General features: G+C 52.0%; 9 protein-coding genes and 1 pseudogene. 5 read left to right on the top strand and 5 right to left on the bottom strand.

Translation table 11 applies throughout. The annotated features are described in order from the left end of the window. Positions 1-7 precede the first annotated feature (7 nt). From IQ254_RS07485 to IQ254_RS07475, 3 genes are all read left to right on the top strand, one after another. A complete protein-coding gene (locus IQ254_RS07485; protein WP_193965548.1) occupies positions 8-2,197 on the top strand; it encodes a CHASE2 domain-containing protein in 2,190 nt (729 codons plus the stop codon). Next, positions 2,194-3,012, top strand: coding sequence for a DUF928 domain-containing protein (locus IQ254_RS07480; RefSeq protein ID WP_193965547.1), 819 nt, complete (start codon positions 2,194-2,196; stop codon positions 3,010-3,012). Before IQ254_RS07485 ends, IQ254_RS07480 begins: the two co-directional genes overlap by 4 nt. Positions 3,013-3,120: 108 nt before the next feature. Next, positions 3,121-9,396, top strand: a complete 6,276-nt coding sequence (locus IQ254_RS07475) for a CHAT domain-containing protein (protein WP_193965546.1) — start codon at positions 3,121-3,123, stop codon at positions 9,394-9,396. A gap of 39 nt (positions 9,397-9,435) precedes the next feature. On the opposite strand, the gene IQ254_RS07470 is transcribed toward IQ254_RS07475, so the two are convergent. The 3 genes from IQ254_RS07470 to IQ254_RS07460 form a co-directional block, all read right to left on the bottom strand. Further along, the gene (locus IQ254_RS07470) at positions 9,436-11,031 is read right to left on the bottom strand and encodes a ShlB/FhaC/HecB family hemolysin secretion/activation protein (protein ID WP_193965545.1); all 1,596 of its coding nucleotides are present in this window, start codon (positions 11,029-11,031) and stop codon (positions 9,436-9,438) included. 491 nt (positions 11,032-11,522) lie between these two features. Further along, positions 11,523-12,011 carry a hypothetical protein gene (locus IQ254_RS07465; protein WP_193965544.1) on the bottom strand — a complete coding sequence of 163 codons (489 nt, stop codon included), beginning with the start codon at positions 12,009-12,011 and terminating at the stop codon, positions 11,523-11,525. After that, positions 12,008-13,132 carry a hypothetical protein gene (locus tag IQ254_RS07460; protein WP_193965543.1) on the bottom strand — a complete coding sequence of 375 codons (1,125 nt, stop codon included), beginning with the start codon at positions 13,130-13,132 and terminating at the stop codon, positions 12,008-12,010. The genes IQ254_RS07465 and IQ254_RS07460 overlap by 4 nt, the downstream gene beginning before the upstream one ends. Before the next feature lie 326 nt (positions 13,133-13,458). Between IQ254_RS07460 and mobF the strand changes: the two genes are divergently transcribed. Next, the gene (gene mobF / locus IQ254_RS07455; RefSeq protein ID WP_193965542.1) at positions 13,459-16,887 is read left to right on the top strand and encodes a MobF family relaxase; all 3,429 of its coding nucleotides are present in this window, start codon (positions 13,459-13,461) and stop codon (positions 16,885-16,887) included. A 120-nt stretch (positions 16,888-17,007) separates the two neighbouring features. Continuing rightward, positions 17,008-20,745 carry an NB-ARC domain-containing protein gene (locus IQ254_RS07450; RefSeq protein WP_193965541.1) on the top strand — a complete coding sequence of 1,246 codons (3,738 nt, stop codon included), beginning with the start codon at positions 17,008-17,010 and terminating at the stop codon, positions 20,743-20,745. Positions 20,746-20,758: 13 nt separating this feature from the next. On the opposite strand, the pseudogene IQ254_RS33505 reads toward IQ254_RS07450, so the two are convergent. Then, positions 20,759-21,118: pseudogene (locus tag IQ254_RS33505) on the bottom strand (DUF5615 family PIN-like protein). Then, entirely contained in the window at positions 21,115-21,441 is a 327-nt protein-coding gene (locus IQ254_RS07440) for a DUF433 domain-containing protein (protein ID WP_193965540.1), read from the bottom strand. Before IQ254_RS07440 ends, IQ254_RS33505 begins: the two are co-directional and overlap by 4 nt. Positions 21,442-21,497: the final 56 nt, after the last annotated feature.

Genomic DNA, 21,497 nt, shown 5'->3' with positions numbered 1-21,497 from the left:
TTGAGAGATGATGGCTTATGGGAGAGTTACTGGTAATTTCAAGGCAAGTCATTTCTCTGGCGCAATGGATATCCTTCGCCCAGGTATTGTTCTACAAAATCGCTACCGGGTTAAACACCCGCTTGGTCAGGGTGGCTTTAGCCAAACCTGGGAGGTGGATGATGGGGGTACACCAAAAGTCCTAAAGCTGCTGCTGCACACTTTCCCCAAGGCAGTGGAGCTGTTTAAACAAGAGCCTGTGGTTCTCAGCAGCTTGAACCATTCCGGCATACCCAGTATGGAGCAAGATAGCTACTTTAGCTTTCGGGCAGAGGGGCGTCCTGAACCTTACCACTGCTCCGTCATGGAAAAGGTGCCCGGTATCAACCTGCAGCAGTGGATGGAACAACATCCAAATCAACTTCTCTCGGAAGAGCAGGCGATTTCCTGGCTATATCAATTGGCGGATATTCTCAGCTATCTCCATGAGCACGCCTTCTTCCATCGAGACATTAAGCCCTCGAACATTATGCTCAGGCCCGATGGGCAACTGGTGTTGATTGATTTTGGCGGTGTGCGAGAGATCGAGAAAACCTACTTAGTTAATACCCAAGGAGACCCTGACGGGACACGCTTACAAAGCCCTGGCTACACGCCCTTGGAACAAATGGAAGGGATGGCTGGACTACAGTCTGACTTTTTTGCCCTGGGACGAACTCTGGTTCATTTGATGACAATCAAGCACCCTGCCAAGTTACTTTCTGATCAGGGCCAATTGATGTGGCGTCAAGATGCTCCACATGTCTCAGAAGAACTGGCACAGCTTCTGGATGAGATGATGGAGCGATTTCCTCAGCAGCGCCCCCAGAGGGCTGAGGAAATTTTGACGAGACTACGAATGCTGCCTGGTTTTGAAGCGATTGCCCAACAAGACCCGGTTTTATCGGCCAAGCTGGAACCCAACCGCACCAGACAAGAAAAATACAGACGCCGTCTAAAAAAAACAGGTTTAGCGTTAATGGGCAGTCTGGTAACGTCTGGGTTACTACTTGGGGTGCGACATTTAGGCGGCTTACAGTTTCTAGAGCTACCGGCCTATGACCTGCTGCTGCGTTTGCTCCCAGTAGAACCACCAGATAATCGTCTGCTGCTCATTACAGTGGATGATCAGGATGTGGACTATCAGGATGAACAGGGGTTCGAGCGGCAGGGTGAATGGCAGTCGCTAGCCTATCCTTTAATGCTGGATTTAGTCGAGAGCTTAAATGCTCTGCAGCCCAGGGCCATTGGTCTGGATATTTATCTCGATAGGCTGGAGTCAGGTACTGAACTGGGCAAAGCCTTAAGTCAGCAGCCCAATTTATATAGTGTGTGTTTGTATGCGAATGATGGTCTTTCACCCGCCTCAGACGCTAGCCTTGCCCAAGTTGGATTTAGCGACTTTGTAGATGATGGTGATCGACTTGTAAGGAGGCATCTCTTATACAGAGAAAGTGATCCTGCAAATGTCTGTCCAGCCGACTATTCCTTGAGTCTACAGATAGCAAATCATTACTTAGAGGGAGAGGACATCTCAGCAACATTCAATGAAGCTGAGCAGTTGCAATTAGGTCAGCTTCCCCTTGTGCCACTTCTTTCCCATTGGGGGGGCTATCAGGGCGCTGACGCCAGGGGAGGGCAGATCCTATTGAATTACCGCAATACCCCAAAGCCAGAAGCCATTGCAACAACGCTTTCCTTAACAGAGGCTTTAAATAATGGCCTTACTCCAGAACTCGTAAATAATCGAATTATCCTAATTGGTCCTGCCCGTTCAAATGTCCCTGATCCAGATATATGGCAAACCCCCTATCGCACAGCAGTGTCTGGAGTGATAGTTCATGCCCACATGGTTAGTCAGCTGCTCAGTGCTGTACTTGATGGTCGTCCGCTCATTCAAACCTGGCCCCGGTGGAAGGAGTGGACGTGGATTTGGGTCTGGTCATTCGGGGGGAGTGTGTTAGTTTTTTGGGTCAAGCCGAACTTGAAAACTGTTTTAGGGTTTCAAGTCTTGGCAGTGACTTGCTTAATTGCAGGATGCTACGGGGCTTTTCTACAGGGGATGTGGATTCCCCTGGTGCCGCCTCTGCTGGCAGTTTGCTTGCCAGCGAATACTGTGTGGCTGGTGAATCGATTCTGGCCAGGCTTTTATAAACGAATTTCAAGGTTATCGCTATGACACAACCTTCTCACCTTTTGGTATTACCTGTTTTAGCGGGTTTGGTATCGGTTCCTTCTAGCTTGCACATTCCATGGCGAGTTCATGCCGGTAGCCCTAAAGCGTGGGCCAGTCAACCCCATAGCATTCACTATCAAATTGGAGAAACTCTGAGCAAAGGATTGCCAGAACTACCACCAGGAACCTCTAGCCCAGAAACAAATAGTGGTGGTGGCAGTCGCGGGGATTGTTCAGAAAAACCGTTTGCCCTTACCCCCTATATCTACGATGCAGGTGGTCTAACCCTCTCGGCTTCACCCACCCTGTGGTTCCATAGCCCCTTTCCACTGACCGCTGATATGTGGTTCAAATTTGAGCTGGAGAGTGTAGATGGAGCGATAGATGTAGACTTTGAGCACAGCTTCCCACCACCAACAATGGCTGAGGGGGTAATCGGTATTCCTCTCGGTACAAATCAGCTTCCGAATTTAGAAGTAGGACAAGCTTATACCTGGAAAGTTCTGATCTATTGTGGTGGAGAAGCCGCAGTGGGCCAGAGTTCCCCTGCCATGACAGAAGGGTGGATTATACGCACCGAAAATTTGGCTCTAGAAAACCAGGTTGCTGGAACTCCTGACCCGGTAGAAGTCAGTACCCTTTATCGCGATAGCGCTATCTGGTACGACGCCTTAAGCATTTTAGGCAATGAAATTTTAACCGATATATCAACCTCTGCTACCCAAACGGCCTGGTCTGCGCTCCTTATGGATGGTGGGTTTGCAGACGAAATTATCAATGCTCCAATTTCTGGAATTTTGCACATCCCTACCCCATAATGGCAGTCACATTGCCGGGAGAAGACCATGGTTTTGCAAAGGCTGCAAATTCTTCGCCGTCTAGTTTCCCTATCTAGCCTCGGATGGTTAGCGTTAACGGGTATCACCATGGCGAACCCCATCGTGCCAGCAAATGATGGTACTGGGACGGTGGTGAATGTCGAAGGCAATGAGTACGTCATCACAGGGGGCACCCTATCTGGAGATAGCGCCAACCTGTTCCATAGCCTCCAGCAACTTGGACTCAGTCAGGGGGAAATTGCCAATTTTCTGTCTCAACCCCAGGTGCAAAATATCATCACCCGAGTAGTTGGAGGCAATGTTTCGGTAATTGATGGCCTCTTGCAGGTCTCTGGCGGCAATGCCAACCTGTTTATTCTCAACCCGGCAGGGGTGATCTTTGGCCCCAACAGCAGTTTGAACCTGCCCGCCAGCTTTACGGTGTCTACCGCTAACCGACTGGGGTTTGGGGACAATTGGTTGGAAGCATGTGGCTCCCATGACTACGCCAGCCTGACCGGTTCTCCCGATGCCTTTGCCTTCGACCTGAGCCAACCCGGCATGATTTTGAATGCCGGAGAGTTAGCCGTTGCTACCGGTCAGGATATTACCCTGGTAGCCGGTGAAGTTGTGAATACCGGCACCCTGACCGCATCCGATGGCAACATTACGCTGACAGCCGTGCCGGGAGAAAGCATCGTTCGCATTAGCCATGCCGACAGCCTGGTGAGTTTGGAGATATCGCCGGTCGAAACCTCGCAGGGTACCGGTCTGGGCTGGTCGCTGGTGCCAACGGATTTGCCCAATCTATTAACCGGTGGCGATGTCACCAGTGCCACCGGATTAGTCGCCAACGCAGATGGCACAGTTGGGCTAACAGGCTCGAACTTTGTTTACCAACCCCAGACAGGAACCGTGATTGCTGCCGGTGAAATTGATACCTCTGGGGAATCAGGGGGAGAAATCGCCATTGTGGGGGATCGGGTCGGGTTAGCCAGTGCCACAGTCAATGCATCTGGAAGCAATGGTGGTGGCACCGTCAGAATTGGCGGCGATTACCAGGGACAGGGCACGGTTCCCAATGCCTCTAGAACGTTTGTAGACGAAGCCACAACCATTGCCGCAGATGCCCTCAATAGCGGGGATGGAGGACAGGTCATTATCTGGGCCGATGAAGCGACCCAATTTGACGGAACGATTAGTGCCAGAGGCGGCCCCGAAGCGGGTAATGGAGGCTTCGTGGAGGTCTCCGGGCAGGAAACTCTAGCCTTTCGGGGCAATGTAGATACCAGCGCAGCAAATGGAGAAGTTGGGACGTTGTTGCTGGACCCCGAAAACATTGAGATTGTAGCTGGAGAGAGTGGCAGCAATGATCCTGAGCTTAGCGATGGCCAAATATTAGATGAGGAGAGCCCTGGCAACACGTTTACGATTTCCGAAAATGCGCTTGAACGATTAAGCGCTGGCACCAATCTCACCTTGGAGGCATCGAACAGCATCACTATTGTAGGTTTAAGTGATGGTAACTTAAGCTTCCCGACTACGCCTGGGGCAACCATCAGGTTTGAGGCAGGGGAAACGTTCTCCATGAATTCTGATGATACCATCAGCACCCAAGGCGGCAATCTGACAGTTATTGCTGGAACCAACATCACCTTAGGCCGGATCGACATGGCTTCAGGGGGCGATCTTACCCTGCGGAGCAATGAGATTAATCTGAATGGGGGGAATGGCTCGATTCAGACCAGAGACGATCCAGATTCTTCCTGTTGTTTAGTTACCCTCTCGCCTCCTGGAGGAAGTTTAATTGATGTGGTCGTTGGGGGAGGCACCGACACAGGAGACAATGTTCTAGATATTACCGAATCCGATCTGGGAGCATTTTCTACCGATCCTAATAGCTCTATTGTTCCTGCCGTTTATGCGATTTTAAGCAACCGCAACCTGACGATTCCGGCTGCGCTAAATGATCAAAGTCTGGACTTCAATCGCAATCTAACCTTAAGGGCAGAGGATACCCTCACCATTGAGCGTCCTTTAGATGTAGAGGGTCCCATTTCCCTGCAAGGGGGTGAAATTAATCTGCTTGGAACTCCAGACTCTATTCAGGCAACAGGGGGAGGTAGCTTTGCCAATATTCAACTACTTTCTGGGGATGGCAGAGATATTGTTGTGGCTGGAGATCCCAATATTGATACCCCCAATGCATTGGATTTAACAGAACAAGAATTGGCAACGCTGCAACCCAGCAGCGGGAGGATTACAGTCGGTAGATTAGATAATCGTCCTGACTTTCAGGTTGGCAACATTATTGTTGGGGATGGCATAAACACTACCCCACTCGCGTTTAATCAGACTGTCTCTGTCATCCAGTTTCAAACCAATACCGGCAGAGTCAATATCCAGCGCCCGATTAATGCCAGTAATACCCTGGTCATCGAAGCGGCTGATATTGACCTCGGAGCAGTGGTTACTGCCGAAAATGTAGAGCTTAGTCCCCCCAACCTAGAGACCTCTATCGGCCTGGGGGATAACGCCATCGGGGACTTTAACCTCAGTACGACAGAATTAACCGACAATCTAAACGTCAATGGCACAGTAACGATTGGAGAAGATGTTCTCAACGCTCCGCCGAATAGCAACTTTGGCCCAGTTCAGCTGAGCAATCTTGAAAACCTGGTTAACGAAACCTATAGCCTAACCATTAGAGGCGGCGATTTCTCCTTTGCGGGAGGCAGTCAGTCGAATGCTCCAACTATTCGCCTTGCAGAGAATGAAACCTTAGCCCTGATTTCTGCTGGAACCATCACAGAAGGCAGCGGTATCGATATTCAAATTGATGGTGCCAGCGGTAATCTACTGCTCGATGCGGCTACTGGCATTCGAGGTGGAACGGGCGGTTTAGATATTAGTGTTGCCAACATTGCCGCCCGCACTCGCAATTCAGGGGATATTGCCTTAACTTTGCGTTCAGCGGATCTGGCTCCTGCCATCACACCAACGATCAGTACGGTTACCTATGAGCGTCCATTTGCAGAACCTCCAATTACAACTCTCAGCGGACTGACCACGGCCCCCAACGGCAGCATCTTCCTGGGCTATCTAAATGGAGTCGATGGAAATATCAATATTGCTGAGCCAGTTCAAGCTAGGGGCTCAGGAGATATTACCCTCGGTAATCGGCAGAATGGTCAGGGTCGACCTACCCTTTTGCTTAACAGCGAAGTTACTTCAGAGGCAGGCAATATTACCTTCGCATCTCCAGTCATTCTGGGTGCAGGTGGAGGCAACATCATCAGCCAGAGCGGTAGTGTCACGTTTGCAGCACCGATTGAGGGGGCTCAGGGGCTCAGGGTTGCGGCTAGCAACGGCAATGTATTGTTTAGTGCCGCTGTAGGAGAAGACGCCTCTGGTACGGCCAGCCTATTGGCTGGGTTGAGCATTAATGCGGTTAACGTTGTAGCCCAGTCCATCGTTAATGTTGGGATAGAAGGTTTAGCTATTGCTGCTTCGGGAACTGTCGACTTCGAGAATGCCGTAACCTCTTCCGGTCGTGTCAGTGTAGCGGCCAGTGGTAATGTTAGGACGAACGATATAACGTCAGCTGGTGAGATCAGTATAACGAGCACCAATGGATCTGTCATTACAGATAACCTGGATAGCTCCGGCACTGCGGGTAACTCCATCACCATTAACGCCCTGACTCAGGTGATAACAGGCTCGATTAACACAAGTGGTGCTACTGGCAGAGGTGGTGACGTCATTATCGACCCCATTGCAGATGTTCAAGTGTCTTTCATCAATGCTCAAGGAGGTCTAGACGGAGTTGGCGGTGTGGTAGATATTACTGCGGGCCAGTTTTTTCGAGCACTGGAAACCTTTACTGACCAAAACGGTATCGAAGCGAGTCTTTCCACCGCAGGAGGACAGGGGGGAGGGGCGATAACCATTCGCCATGGCGGAGGTGGTCGAGCAACCCCATTTGTTATTGGAGATGCAACCATCAACGGTACTGCTGGAGCAATCTCCACTGGCTTTAGCAATAGCTTAATACCTTTCCAAGCTATTACTTTCCCTTTAATTCAAGGCATACTACCCGAGCAAATCGCAATTCTTACATCGGCCTCTTCAGAAGTTCCTCAAGTCATAGACGAAGAGATTCTTGAAGATAATGCTACGTCAGATAACGAGACAGAACCATCATCAGAAAATGAGGCCGAAACAGTTTCTCTCATTACTCTAATTCCCCCCAGTGAAGAGGTTGTAGAAGCGGTGGTTGAGGCCATTGATGAGGAATTCACCAGACAGTATGAAGAACATTACGATAGAGACCTTACTCCCGAAACCAATCAATCTAGTGCCCAGACTTCACCCTCTGAAACTGGAGCGGAGACTACACTACCGTCACAATCTGAACAGGGGCAAATGCCATCCCCATCGGTAGATGTAGAACCAGCGCCTCCAGCGGATTCGGATTTTGGTAGTCCTACAGCACCGAGTAGCCCTGCACAGCCAAGTAGCCCTGCCGCACCGGGAATAGTTCTTGAACCAACACCTGAGTCGGATATAGAACTAACTTCACCTGGAAATCAACAATCTGATTCAAGCCCTTCAGGAGAAGATTTGCCTGGAGGCCAGCCTGCCACTACACCGGCAAACGTAGAACAGCCGCCACATGGTGTTATGGAACCAGCAAGTTCTCCAGATAGCGAAGACGTTGCTGAACAACCGCCTGAAGCAGAGTCAACATCCCCAGCAATAGATGAAGAGTCTGAGCCAGTACCTCAAGAAAACCCTGGAGGAGCATCTCAAGATGCTGACAATTCATCTGAGGAAGAACCCCCATCAATTTCCGAAACATTTGAACCCTCTGCCAATGACGAGAGTTCTCCTTCTACAGATCCTGCCTCTGACGATTTAGTAGAGCCTTCTCAATCCGAACCAGACGATGGAGAGCCTGCAATACCTGGGTCCTCAGATACTCCTGTATTGCCAGCAATTGAGCCTTTGGGCTCTATGCCTGCTTCGCCCGACGATAGCCCCCAAGGGGAAGCCGGATCTGGGACCAGTCAACCCAACCAACCTGGTGAAGAAGCAAGCCCCTCCGATAGTACTTTAAAGATTGCTCAGCAAGCCCTGAGGGATGTCCAGAATGCAGCTAATATTCAACCCGCTATTATCTACGCCTTTTTTATTCCACCCAACACTATAGATTCACTGGAGGCTCTTGGTAATGGCCCTATTCCATTGAGTGAAGATGGCATAGCAGCGCTTGAAGCTCAGGCTAAATCTGTAGAGCTATCAAATTTGATAGCTCAATCTCTAAGTGCCGAAAGCTGTAACGGACGAGAGGATTATTGGCTAAGCGTCATTCTGGTAACACCTGCAGGTGAGGCCACCTGGCAGGCCCTCCCCAATACAACCTGTACTGGAGTCATTGATGTAGCACGCTACATGCGTACTGAAATACTTGAGAGAGACGACGATTATCTAGAGCCTGCTCAAGCTTTGTTTAATTGGCTGATTGCCCCAATAGAGCAGTCCCTTGATACCCATAGCATTAACAACCTTGTATTTATTGCTGACCAGGGGCTACGGGCGGTTCCCCTAGCCGCACTACACGATGGAGAGCAGTATCTGATTGAAAACTACAGCGTCGGTATGATGCCCAGTTTGGCCTTGACCGATACCAACTACCAAGATGTTCGACAGAGCCAGATTCTGATTTCAGGCATCTCTAATTTTGAATTCACAGACTTAGAGAACCTTGACGCTGTTCCTTTAGAAATTGATACGATTTCATCTCAATGGGCCGGTACATCTCTTGTTGAAGACGAAGTGACCCAGGCTAATTTGGTCAATGAAAGAAGGGCAAGACGTATTGTTCATTTAGCGACCCATGCCAAATTTGAACCAGGAGATGCTAGTCAGTCCTATATCCAACTCTGGGGGGAAAAGCTCAGACTCAATGAAGTGCCTCAGATGGGTTGGGATAATCCGGTTATCGAAATGCTGGTATTAAGCGCCTGCGAGACGGCCAGCGATAGCCGTGACGTCGAGCTGGGTTTTGCTGGATTCGCTAGTCAGGCGGGGGTAAAGTCAACCGTGGCCAGTCTATGGACTGTGGAAGACCTGGGAACAGCTGCGCTGATGGCTGAATTTTATCAAGGCTTGCGAACGTTACCCATCAAGGCAGAGTCTCTTAGACGAGCTCAGTTAGCGCTGCTTGATGGCGATGTTCAAGTTGAAGAAGGGCGATTACTTTCGGAGAATTTTGAGAAAATACTTCCGGAAGAACTTTTAGGAGCTCTCCAACGTAGCTCTTTTCGGTTTGCCCATCCGTACTATTGGTCAGGCTTTACTATTGTTGGTAATCCCTGGTAAAATCAGGCTGCAGAATTATCATTCTTGCACTGTACCCAATTAAAACTTGTAGTTCACATCAAAATAAATCCTCAGACCTGATGGGCGATCACTGGGGAACTCATCAAGGGTTATCAGTGGCACGCCGAAATCAATGCGAGCATCTAAGTTAGGAGTTGGCACTAAGGTTAGTCCCAAACCTGTACCCAGCAAAAAGTTTTGATCAGCCACCTGAAAATTAGGGTTAGAAGCCCAAACATATCCCAGGTCAATAAAAGGACTCGCTTGAAAAATGGTGTTGCCGCCTTCATCCCGCTGTAGAGATATACGGTTCTCCATGGAAAACCGAAAGCCATTATCCCCAAATCGTCCATTTTGGTAATATCCTCGAACAGACTGGGCACCACCAATGAAAAATTGTTCCGAGCCCAGTAGGCTATCCGGAGTGAGTTGAATATTCCCTTGAATAACTAAAAAGTTATTGGAGTTCAGCACCTGGACTCGTTGTGCCTGGCCATTCCAGCTGAAAAACTGACCGTCAGGTAAGGGAGCTGGATTACTGGTAGCATCGAATAACCCGGTACCCACTCTAAACTCAGACCGCAAAGACCATGCTCCATTGGGGTCTCGACTGAGATAGTCTTGCCCAAAGCTGATAACACTGGTCACGGTAGGAGGAGTAATTAGGCCCCCGATTAAAGTAGACCCGTTACGGTGGCGGAACCCTAACGAAAACGCCAACTCCTCACGGGTCGTGCGAATAAGGGGCTGTCTAAACGCCACTTCATAGATATTAGTTGACCCCTGAAGCCCCAACTGGAATAAAGGTTCTGTAGGATCCGTAATGCGGAAACTAGATGGGGCAAACCGTAGCAATAATGTTCCATCCTGTGGATTGAGTGGAACCTGGTAGCTGAGATCGTAAATATGGGATCCCCCTGTGGTAGAGCGATAGGCAGACGCTTGAAATTGATCGCCAATGCCTGCAAAGTTCAAATATTGGAAGGTTGCCCCAGTTCTGAACTGCCCAACACTTGGGGGTGATAGGGTATCTAACGCGAGCCGAAATGAAATTGGATTGGCTTCTTCTACGGTGACGACTAAAATGCTATTTCCTACACTGCTTCCCTCTTTCAGATTGGCCTGCACCTTGTCAAATAATGGATCTAGCTGCAAGACTCGGAGTTTATCTTCTAGAACAATCAGGTTCAAAGGCCGTGTAGCAACGGGTGCAAGCCTGCTCTTAAGGTATTCAGCCAGACGAGAACTACCTTCTACCTGGATATCTTCTATTCCGCCTTCGATAACCTGAATTCGGATTACACCATTGTCTGGATCAACAGCTTGTTCGGGGATAACAGCCTGTGAGTTAATGTAGCCCCCTTCCACGTAAAGCTCTGTTACAGCTCCTGTAATGTCGGACAATTCTTCCTCGGTCAGAAGCCGGTTTTCGAAAGGCGCAACAACGGCATCAAGCTCCTCTGATGTAAAAACGGTGCTACCCAAAACTTCGATTTCGCTTACTTGAAAGCGTTCCAGATTTCCTTGAACAGACGGAATGTCTTCTGCTACCAAGCGGAGAGGGAAAGTATTTGCTTCTGGAGTGTTAGCTTGAATGCTCTCTGGTGAAAGAATCGATGCTTCTAGTCTAGCCATAGCCATTAAAGGATAGGCTAAAGCTATGCTTAATAGAGTTGTTACTAGCTTCGTCTTTTGAGTCTGCCTCACACCAATTGCTCCATGCTCCCCCATCCAGATGTCAGTAAGGAATGAGAATTTATTAATGTGGGATAGCCGTCTCGACTGTCCAAAGGGAGCCAAAATGCCTGCCGTACAAAGATTGGATATTATACAATCCCCGTCCCTAAGCTATGTTTCACAATAGTGAAAGCTTACTTCGAATTCTAAGAATGGGATCATAAAGCAAGTCTTCAACTTGAGTGCATTCCAGTCTTGTAAGACTCAATTTGGGACAAGCTTTCAAAAGCACTTATTTGGCAGGGGTTGACATCTGGGCGTTTATACCCATTTGCAAAAGTGGGATGCACTCTTCAACTTAATGCTCAGTCCTTTGAGTCTAGATAGTATTCATTTGCATTATCTTGAAAAAGATTGGTAGATGACACCCCAATTACCTGTTCAGCAATCTAACCTTCGAGAATCTGTCCCAGATCACCCAACTCACTGCCATCCATTTCCACTCCCTGCTCAATGCTGGGCACAACCGTCGCCTGAGGCAGAGCTGCTCCGGACTGCAGCACCCCAGCAAGCCTCAGAAATCCCTGGTCGAGAACAGCTTCCAGCTGCCGGAAATCTTTGGACAGTGCTGATGACACGTTCACCATGGGGTTGGAGATTTGATAGGTCGTACACAACATATCAACCTGCTTCAGCAACCGATCCACACAGTGACGCGCGATGTCCTGCACCTCAGAAACCGACCGTTCTCCTCGGGCCGTTTCCGCCAGGGGATGGAAGAACGCCATGATGGCATCCATCGCTTCTTGACGCCCGGTGCGACTGCTGAAGTCGGAATTCCGCAGGAGATATTCCAGCACCACAGCCGTTGATGCCGGAAATTGAGCATTGTAGACCAGCTTGATCCGCTCAGGGCGGCTTTCAGGATTCTGGGTCATGACGCCACCTTCATCCGATTCATGTCACCCAGCAGCGCCTGGAACAGGCCAAAGCAATCCGTCATGCGCATTGCCATCGACGGCATTTCGTAGGATTCCGGCAGCTGAGCTTCGACCAACCGCGTTAAGGCGTCTTGATGTTCCCAAGCCAGGGACAGGCGAGGGAAAAATCCTCGGTCCTCAAAATAGAGCTGTAGAGCCTGGCGCATCAGGTAAGCGGCACCGCCCGCCAGAATGACATCTCCCTTGCCCTTAGCCAGACTGGGAATCAGATGGTCATTGAAGTGAGAATCAAGAGCATCCAGATAACCCGCTTCGACCTGGGCCATGGCGTCTGAGAAATCAATGGTCTCCCCCTTGGCCACAGAATACTGCTGCGACTGACCCGTTTCCAGAGCTTTAAGCAGCACGTCATACTCCGTCACTGAAACCCCGGCAGCATTAGCGGCTTTCTCAAAGGGCTCCCAGAATCCAGGAAACTTAGACGTGGATTTGGCTGCGTTCAGGGTGCCGGTCTCGAAGGCTAGCTGGGTGCCGTTACGGTGGCCCAGCATTTCGATCCAGGTGGTGCGCTGAGTAATCGCGACCCCCGTTTGCTGAAGTTGGCATTTGCGCTGAACGTAGATGCCGTAGCCTTCGGGACGAAAGCTGAGTTTGAGGTCAATCCGGTATTCGGTTTCGTCCTGAAAGCAGAAGCCTTGGCAGATGTCTGACAAGCGAGAGGAAATTTTCTGCCGGGTAGCGAGTTCGTTGATGGGGAGGAGGACCCAGACGATGGCTTCGAATTTAGGGGGCAAATTCTCGATTTTTGCGATCGCACCCAATACACCCGCAATCCGCTCCGCTGCCTTCAGAGACTTATCCTCCTTAAAGCTGTTGTAGTCGAGAAACGCTTGAGCCGCTTTGCCGACAAACACCAAGTCATCCTCCAGACGAAACCAGGCATTATCTTGAGGCCGACCACTCTGGCTGACCTGAGCGACACCCGCTGTAGATCGCTGCGCCACCTCAGCATCCATCCAGAGGGCGTGAGTCTGACCATTGAGCAGCTTATAGAAGAACTTGCCGCCGGATTTACCCAGGTCACAGGCGAGTAAAAGGGTTGGAGGTTGAGAAAACATAGTGGTATCTCCAAATAACTCCACTCATTATCAGCACGTAGACAGCATAAAACGTTCTTTTTCGTGAAACTTAACTCAATACGCTGAATAAGCGCAGTCTTGAACGTGACTATTTGAGCCAATCGCTTTTAATGCTGATTTCATGAGATAGAATTGTGGGTATCAGGATGCTGCGCCCCTATCGGGGACTTCGCGGAGAGGCCACACAGTACGCCAAGGTTTTGGCAAAAACCGGGCAACGGCCCTCCCCCCAAGATTTCTACCGCTTTTGAAGACGCTATCGCTTTCGCTCCAGGGTGGCGTCGTATTTTTAACCTGTGTTCTCCATGCTTTCCACGAGCAACCTCTCTGCCGCTCAAGCGGAGACCTACTACACCCGCGAGGATTATTACTCGGCTGAAGAAACGGCTCACCCGACGAAGTGGGTGGGCAAAGGGGCTGCGTCGTTGGGGTTAGCAGGAATCGTCAATCAGCAGGAATTCAGCCAAATGCTCTCGGGGCAGGCTCCCGATGGGCGATCGCTGAAGGGAAAAGTGGTTGCCCCTGAAAAGCGGCGGGCGGCAACAGACTTTACCTTTAGTGCGCCGAAGAGTGTCAGCATCGCGGCGTTGGTGCAGCAAGACGCACGGGTGTTAGAGGCTCATCATCAAGCGGTGGCCAAAGCCTTATCGGTACTGGAAGAACGCTATGCCCAGACCCGGATTTCAACGGAAGCGGGACGGACGAAAGTGACGACAGGGAACATTGCCGCAGCGGTGTTTACCCATTCCACCAGTCGGGAGGCGGAACCACAACTGCACAGCCATTGTGTGGTGATGAACGCGACCCAGTTGGACGATGGGCGGTGGTTTAGCTTGAGCAATGAGGGGGCGATCGCCAATCAAAAACTCCTGGGCCAGATCTACCAGAACGAGTTGGCCGTCGCGCTGAAGCAGCAGGGTTATGGAATTGAACCTAAGCCCCATGGGCAGTTTGAACTGGCTGGGTATTCTCCAGATCTGCTCAAGGCATTCTCGACCCGCAGGCAGCAGATTCTGAAGCTGATCGAGGAATGGGAGGCGACGGGATCTGAGAACAACCGGACAATGCGGGAAACGGCGACTTTAGTATCGCGTAAGCGGAAACCCAAGGAGGTGGACGAGGGGCTGTTGCAACGAGGGTGGAATGCCCTGATTCAGTTGAAGGGGCTGGAACTACCGGAGTTACCGGAGGGTGCTACCCAGACAGTTGGCGATCAGCCATCGGTCTACTCAACAATTGACGCGGCAATCCAGCACTGTGGGGAGCGGGAGTCGGTATTTCGTAGGACGACGCTGGAGCGGTTTGTCTTTGAGCATGAGCTGGGGGCGCAAGAGTTTGAGGCGATTGAGGGAGCGATCGCCGACAGCCCCGAACTGATCAAAGTCGCCGACGGCAAGTTCACTACCCAAACGGCGCTCAACCTGGAACTCAATACCATCCGCCTGATGCAGCAGGGCCGGGGGCAGGTGGCGGCGATTGTCCCCAATGGCACCCAGTTGGACAGTCTGGTGAACCATTCCCTGAACCCGGAGCAGAAAAATGCGGTGGAGATGGCGGCGACCACACCCGATGCGGTGATGGCGTGGCAGGGAGTGGCGGGAGCGGGCAAGACCTATGCTCTGAGTGTATTGAAAGAGCTTGCCCAGGGCCAGGGATACGACATTCGGGGGTTGGCCCCCAGTGCTGAAGCTGCCCACGTTTTGGGAGAGTCGCTGGGGATCGAGACCACGACCGTAGCGGGCCGATTGGTTTCTGATACCCCTGATCAAGCACCTCAACCAACACTCTGGATTGTCGATGAGGCGGGGCTATTGAGTATGAAGGATGCTCATGCCCTGTTGCGGCGGGCAGCACTAGAGCAGGCCAGGGTACTGCTGGTCGGCGATACCCGACAGCTTTCAGCCGTGGAAGCGGGCAATCCCTTCAAGAGCTTGCAGGCGGGGGGAATGACGACCGCTTATCTGAGGACCCATCGGCGGCAGCAAACCGGGGTGCTGCGATCAGTCGTGGAGTTTGTGTCCCAGGGGCAGATCAGTGAAGGCATTGAGATCCTGGCCCAAGCCGGATTTGTGAAGGAAGGGGCTCAAGCTCAGGATCGAATTCAGCAGGTGGCGGCAGATTATTTGGCGCTGGCGGCAGAGGATCGGGAGTCCACGCTGGTGCTGGCGGGGACGAATGCGGAGCGGTTGGCCCTGACTCAGGTGATGCGATCCGGGTTACAGGATGAGAGGGCTTTGGGTGCGGATGGCTTTGTAATGCAGAGCTTGCGTCGTAAGGATTTGACCACGGCTCAGGCCAGTTACCTCAAGGCTTACGCACCGGGGGATGTCCTGGTGCCGATTCAGGATTATCGGAAGCAGGGGTTGCTGAGGGGGGAGCAGTACCGAGTGATTGCGGTGAACTCTGAAGCTCAGCAGGTAGTGTTGGAGACGCCGAATGGATCGGTGTTATCGATCAGTCCGGCGGCTTGCCCTCGGAAGACGGTGTATGCGACGCAATCGATTCCGATCGCAGTGGGCGATCGCCTCAGATGGACACGCAATAACCCCAAAGCCGGAATCCGCAATGGCCAAGGGTTTGTGGTGACGGGGCTGGAATCGGATGGGACAGCGACTATTCGAGATGGTTCAGGACAGATCGCAACCATCAACCTTAGCGGGAATCAGTACATCGATTACGCCTGGGTAAGCACCACCTACAGCAGCCAGGGCAAAACGGCGGAGCGGGTACTGGCACTGCTGGGCGAAACGACGAATCGAGAAGCCTTTTATGTCGCGATTTCCAGAGCCAAGCGAGCGGTGACCTTATATACCACCAGCCAGGCCGACTTGGTGCAACTGGCCCAGGTGTCGCGGGCGAAGGAGAACGTGAGTGACTACATGCCATTAACTCAACAGGTGATGACCTATGGACAGCATGAACAACAGGAACAACGGCAACCAGAACCCATCCCCGGCTTTGACCCCAGAGCAGTGGGAGAGCGTATTGGCCAGCGTGTTGCAGAGCAGTTTAGAGCCGCTGCGAGCCGAGATTTGCGTCAACACGCAGCGGGTGTTGCACCTCGAAGATCACGTCCAGACCTTGGGAGAGGATTTGGCAACGCTACCCCAGCACTGGAATCAGAGCTTGGGGTGCTTGGTCGCGCAATTGCAGCGTATCGTCAGCGACGAGACCTCTTCCGATGCGCAGGCGACCTTGCAGGAGCAGTTGCGGCAGTTAATCGCGGCCTTGAGCAGTTGGAACGGGCAGCTCAAGACCGAGCTGAGGTTGCAGCAGCAGTTGATCGACTCGCTAGAGCGGCTGAAAGACAGAATCGACGGCAGCGAGAGACAAAATATTCTGGAGTCCTTGATGTCGAAGGATCATCCAGATTTATAGAAGTCAATACTGGCAGTGAGGGAGAAATTCACAGTCCACCTCCACCCCAAGAAAATTCAAACAGGGAGCAGTATTACCAAATGTGGCAACAATATTCTCAAAAAGTTAGCTACTCTAACGCGGCTGAGTTGGATTTCAAAGTCGGGCATCAAGCGTTTGAAGCTGGAGTGAGCCAAAAAGAGATTGCTCTAATGCTGGTGGCGGGGAGTCCAACTGTAAAGCATATGATGCAGGAGCAGAGAAAGTTGCAGGCTATGAAGTATGTGAATCGGGTAGCTCAACTGAGCTGCCAGGGTAGGCAACAACACATACAGCCAAAGGTGTTTCGCCAGCACCAACTGGAGATTGGAGATTAGTAGATAATCCGCTTTCCTCCCGCTTACCGAAAGTCCTCTAAAATCAAAGACACAAGACCTCGGGGGTTAATGCTCGGCTTAGGGGATTCCCCGAAGTTCCTCTGAAATTGAGGGGCATCGATGGCGCGACCGAACTACGGACCACAGGCGAAGAAGCGGGCGAAGCGGTTGTTTGAGGCATTGATCGCCTTTGCCAACTTTGATTTGGACGATGCTGACACTATCCCTATTCGAGTGAACTGGCAAACTGACAAGCGCCTAGTTGTGCAGACGAAGGTGCGGTTTTTGCAAGAGCTAACGTCCAAAGACCGTTACGAAGGGGCGCTGACGGGAGAGCAAATTAAGGAAGCCCTGAAACGCTTAGAGGACTTTATGGAGGTGCTGGAGGATAACCGTGCCGCCACCCAAGGAGCTGAGGACTGGCATTTTTCTCTCAACCTCTGGTATCGCAGGCAGGAAATGGAGGCGAACCTGCGACAGTTTGAGGTGGAGTGGGAAGAACGCCGTCCTCTGAAATCGAAGCTGGCGACCAAGGATGAGCCGCAGGCAGATGAGGGTAATGCAGGAACGCTTTTCCAGGGAGAGCCGCTTCAGAAGTCTCGACAGGATTGGGGCGAGGCTCTGGATGTGTCCACTTTCCACGGTCGGGAAGATGAGCTAGCCCTGCTGAGGGAGTGGGTGGTCCAGGACCGGTGCCGACTGATTACCCTGGTGGGTATGGGAGGAATTGGGAAAACGGCGTTGTCTGTGAAGCTGGGGGAGCAGGTTCAGAACGAGTTCGAGGTTTTGGTCTGGCGATCGCTGCGCAATGCCCCGCCGTTAGAGGAGTTATTACGGGATGTGATTGGGGTTTTGTCTGACCAGCAGGCGGGAGAGATGCCCGAATCGCTGGATGCCCAAATCTCCTGTCTGATTGATTATCTGCGCGAGGCTCGCTGTTTACTGATTCTGGACAATGCAGAATCCTTGCTGAGTGGGGAGCAGCGGACGGGACAGTTTCGCCCTGGGTATGAGGGGTATGGTCAGCTCTTGAGAAGCATCGGGGAAACCCGGCATCAGAGTTGTCTGGTGGTGACCAGTCGAGAGAAGTTCAAGAGCCTAAGCACGCAGGAAGGCCCGGATTTGCCGATTCGATCGCTGCGACTGGCGGGGTTGCCCCAAGCGGCAGGGCAGGCGGTGCTGGGGGAGAAGGGCTTCGCCGTTTCTGCTGAAGCCAGTCAGGCTCTGGTAGCTCACTATGGGGGCAATCCCTTGGCGTTGAAGATTGTGGCGACCACTATCCAGGAACTGTTTGGCGGTGACGCGGATCTGTTTTTGCAGCAGGGAACGGTGATTTTTGGGGATATCGCTGACTTGCTTGAGCAGCAGTTCAGCCGTCTTTCTGCACTGGAAAAGCAGGTGATGTACTGGTTAGCGATTCAGCGGGAGTGGATGACGCTGGCGGAGTTGCAGACGGATTTTGGGAATTTAATCGCATCCCGGTCCCTGCTAGAAGCTCTCGAATCACTGCAGTTCCGCTCGTTAATTGAAAGGCGATCGCCGGGGAAACCCTACCCCCTCAGCTTTACCCAACAGTCGGTGGTGATGGGGTATGTGACGGAAAACTTGATTGAGCAGGTCTTTGCGGAACTGAGCCAGGGGAAGCCGGATCTCTTCGACACCCATGCGCTAATTAAGGCGCAGACCAAAGATTATTTGAGGCAGTCCCAGGTGCGGCTCATTCTGCAACCGCTGGCGGAGAAGTTGTGGGCGCAACTGGGTAGTGGGGAAGCTGTTCGGGCTTGTTTGCAACAAACCCTGTCGGAATTGAGACAAAGCCTGGTCGGTCAATCGGGCTATGGGGCCGGTAATTTGATCAACCTGCTGGGGCAGCTCAACCTTGAGATTCAGCCTTTTGACTTTTCGGATGTGGCGGTGCGTCAGGCTTATCTGGGTGGGTTGAAGTTGCGGGGGGTGAATTTCACAGGGGCGGATTTGTCGCAATCGGTCTTTACTCAAACCCTGGGAAGCCTCTTCTCAGCCGTGTTTAGCCTGGATGGAAGGCTGCTGGCGACAGGGCTTGAGGATGAGGTTTGTCTGTGGGATGCGGATGATATTCGTCCTTTGCTGACCTGCAAGGGCCATAAGGGGTGGGTGCAGTCTCTGGCGTTTAGTCCCGATGGGCAGTGGCTGGCCAGTGGTAGCCATGATCAGACGATTCGGCTGTGGAATAGTTCAACGGGGCAATGCGTGAAAACCTTGCGGGGGTATAGTGGCCCAATACAGGCGCTGGCCTTCAGCCCAGACGGAAGCTGCTTAGCCAGCGGTAGCCATGACCAGACGGTTCGGGTGTGGGATACAGAAAGCTGGGAGTGTCTGCACATCCTGGAGGGACATCAGGGACGAGTGTTTTCTGTAGATTTCACCCCAAATGGAGAAGCGTTGGTCACTAGCAGCGACGATGGCACTGTACGCCTATGGGATGTTTCAGCAGGAAAGTGCCGGGAGGTGTTCGAGATTCCGGTGAATTGGGCACTGGCGATCGCACTCCATCCCAATGGCCAGACCCTCGCTACTGGCAGCGATCGCAACTCTGTCAAATTCTGGAACCTGGCGACGGGAGAACCCATTCAACCTGCCCTTAACTACACCAGCGAAGTCTGGACGGTAGCCTATAGTCCTAACGGCGATAGAGTCGCAACCGCCAGCGAAGACAAAACCATTCGTCTCTGGGATGCAGAAACCGGAGATTGCCTTAAAACTTTGCAGGGCCATGACCAGCGGGTATGGCTGGCAACCTTCAGCCCCAACAGCCACACCCTGGTGAGCATCAGCGATGACCAGACTCTCAAGTTTTGGGACACCGGGACGGGGAAATGCCTGCGGACCCTGACGGGCTACAGCAATTCGGTGCTGGCGGTGGCGGCGAGTCCGGACGGGCAAATGCTAGCCAGCAGTGGAGAGGATGGGCTGGTTCGGTTGTGGGATCGGGCAATGGGGAACGCTCTGCGAGAGCTGGCGGGGCATCAGAATCTGGTATCTGCGATCGCATTTGCCCCTGATCTTCCCAAGCTCGCCAGCGCCAGTGATGACCAGACCCTCAAACTGTGGGACTGCCAGTCAGGAGACTGCCTGCTGACGCTGCAGGGGCATCGCAGCTGGGTGACGGCGGTGGCATTTAGCCCCGATGGAGCACTGCTGGCCAGCGGCAGCCATGACCAGACGGTGAAGCTCTGGGATAGCCGAACGGGGGAATGTTTGCAGACGTTAGAAGGCCATGCTCATAGGGTCAAAACGGTGGCGTTCAGTCCGGATGGTCGTACTCTGGCCAGTGCGGGAGATGATCAGACAATTGTGTTGTGGGATGTTGAAACGGGGCAGCAAATTCAGGTATTTGAGGGGCATGAGGGTTTTGTTACAGCAGTGGCCTTTAGTCCAGATGGTCGGTGGGTTGCCAGCGGCAGTGGAGACTATACCGTTAAGTTCTGGGAGGTACGGACGGGGGAGTGTTTGCAGACGTTAAAAGGGCATGGGCATCGGGTGCGATCGCTGACCTTTAGCCCAGACGGTCAATATCTGGTTAGTGGCAGTGATGACCAGACCATCAGGGTTTGGCATGGGAAGACGGGCAGGGAGATTTCCGTTCTGCATGGACATGCCAAAACCATCTGGTCCGTGGCCTTTAGCCCTACGGAACCAGTGGTTATCAGTGGTAGTGAGGATGAGACCATTAAGCTCTGGCATGTTGAGACAGGAACCTGTCTTCAGACTCTGCGGGCGGCTCGACCCTATGAGGGCATGAACATTCGAGGCGCGACTGGACTAACGGCAGCGCAACGGACAACGCTAAAGGCACTGGGGGCAGTCGAGCTAGATTAAACTGCCAAAAGCTTCAGAAAGGGATCCAGTCGAGAGAATCTTTCCACTCGGCAGCTTCGGTAGTTTCCCAAATCAAAACCAGTTCTTGAGCCAAAACTCACATAGGTGTCCTTGGCCGTACCCACAAAAGCCCCCATGTATGATGACCCGCATCCCAATGAGCTTGTAGATGTCCTGGCATACTGGCTCGATTATCCGTGATCATCAACCGCTGAGAGCGCTCCAGGTAAACCAGAACTTCGGGATCTAGACTGCCAAAGGGAAGGGTATTGGGTTCTCCAATACGCAGAATGTCAATGTCGGACTGTAGCCGTAGAACGGCCATCTTCAGGCGAGGAGACAGGTTTTCGTCTAGCAGGAACCGAACTTTCATGAAGCCGATGGTAGACCCTGCTGAGCTTTGAGTTTTCTCATGCGCTCAGCCATGGGTGAGGGGTGTTGCAAGGATTGTTCATAGTGCTGCTGCTGCCACTGACGCAGCCGTTGCAGATAGGCTTCTACCTCTGACTGGTTATGAAAGTAGTAGGTGATGGTTGCGTAAATTTTTTCAAGTCCGAGTTCGGGATAGTCTTGAGCGATGGTTTCGGGGGCAAAGCCATTCAGAAAGGGTTCCAGGACGGTATCGATACCAAGCCGATGCCCCTTGATGCGAATGTCATCTTCGGATTGAAAATCGAAGTAGTCTTCCAACTGCATGATGACCTCCAGCACCTAACCTATAGAGTAAGTCAAAATCCTGAAGCTAAATCCTA

The sequence above is a fragment of the Nodosilinea sp. LEGE 07088 genome, from assembly GCF_015207395.1.
Classification (GTDB): Bacteria; Cyanobacteriota; Cyanobacteriia; order Phormidesmidales; family Phormidesmidaceae; genus Nodosilinea.
Note: the sequence above shows the minus strand (reverse complement) of the source record. Positions and strands in the feature narration are given on the sequence as shown.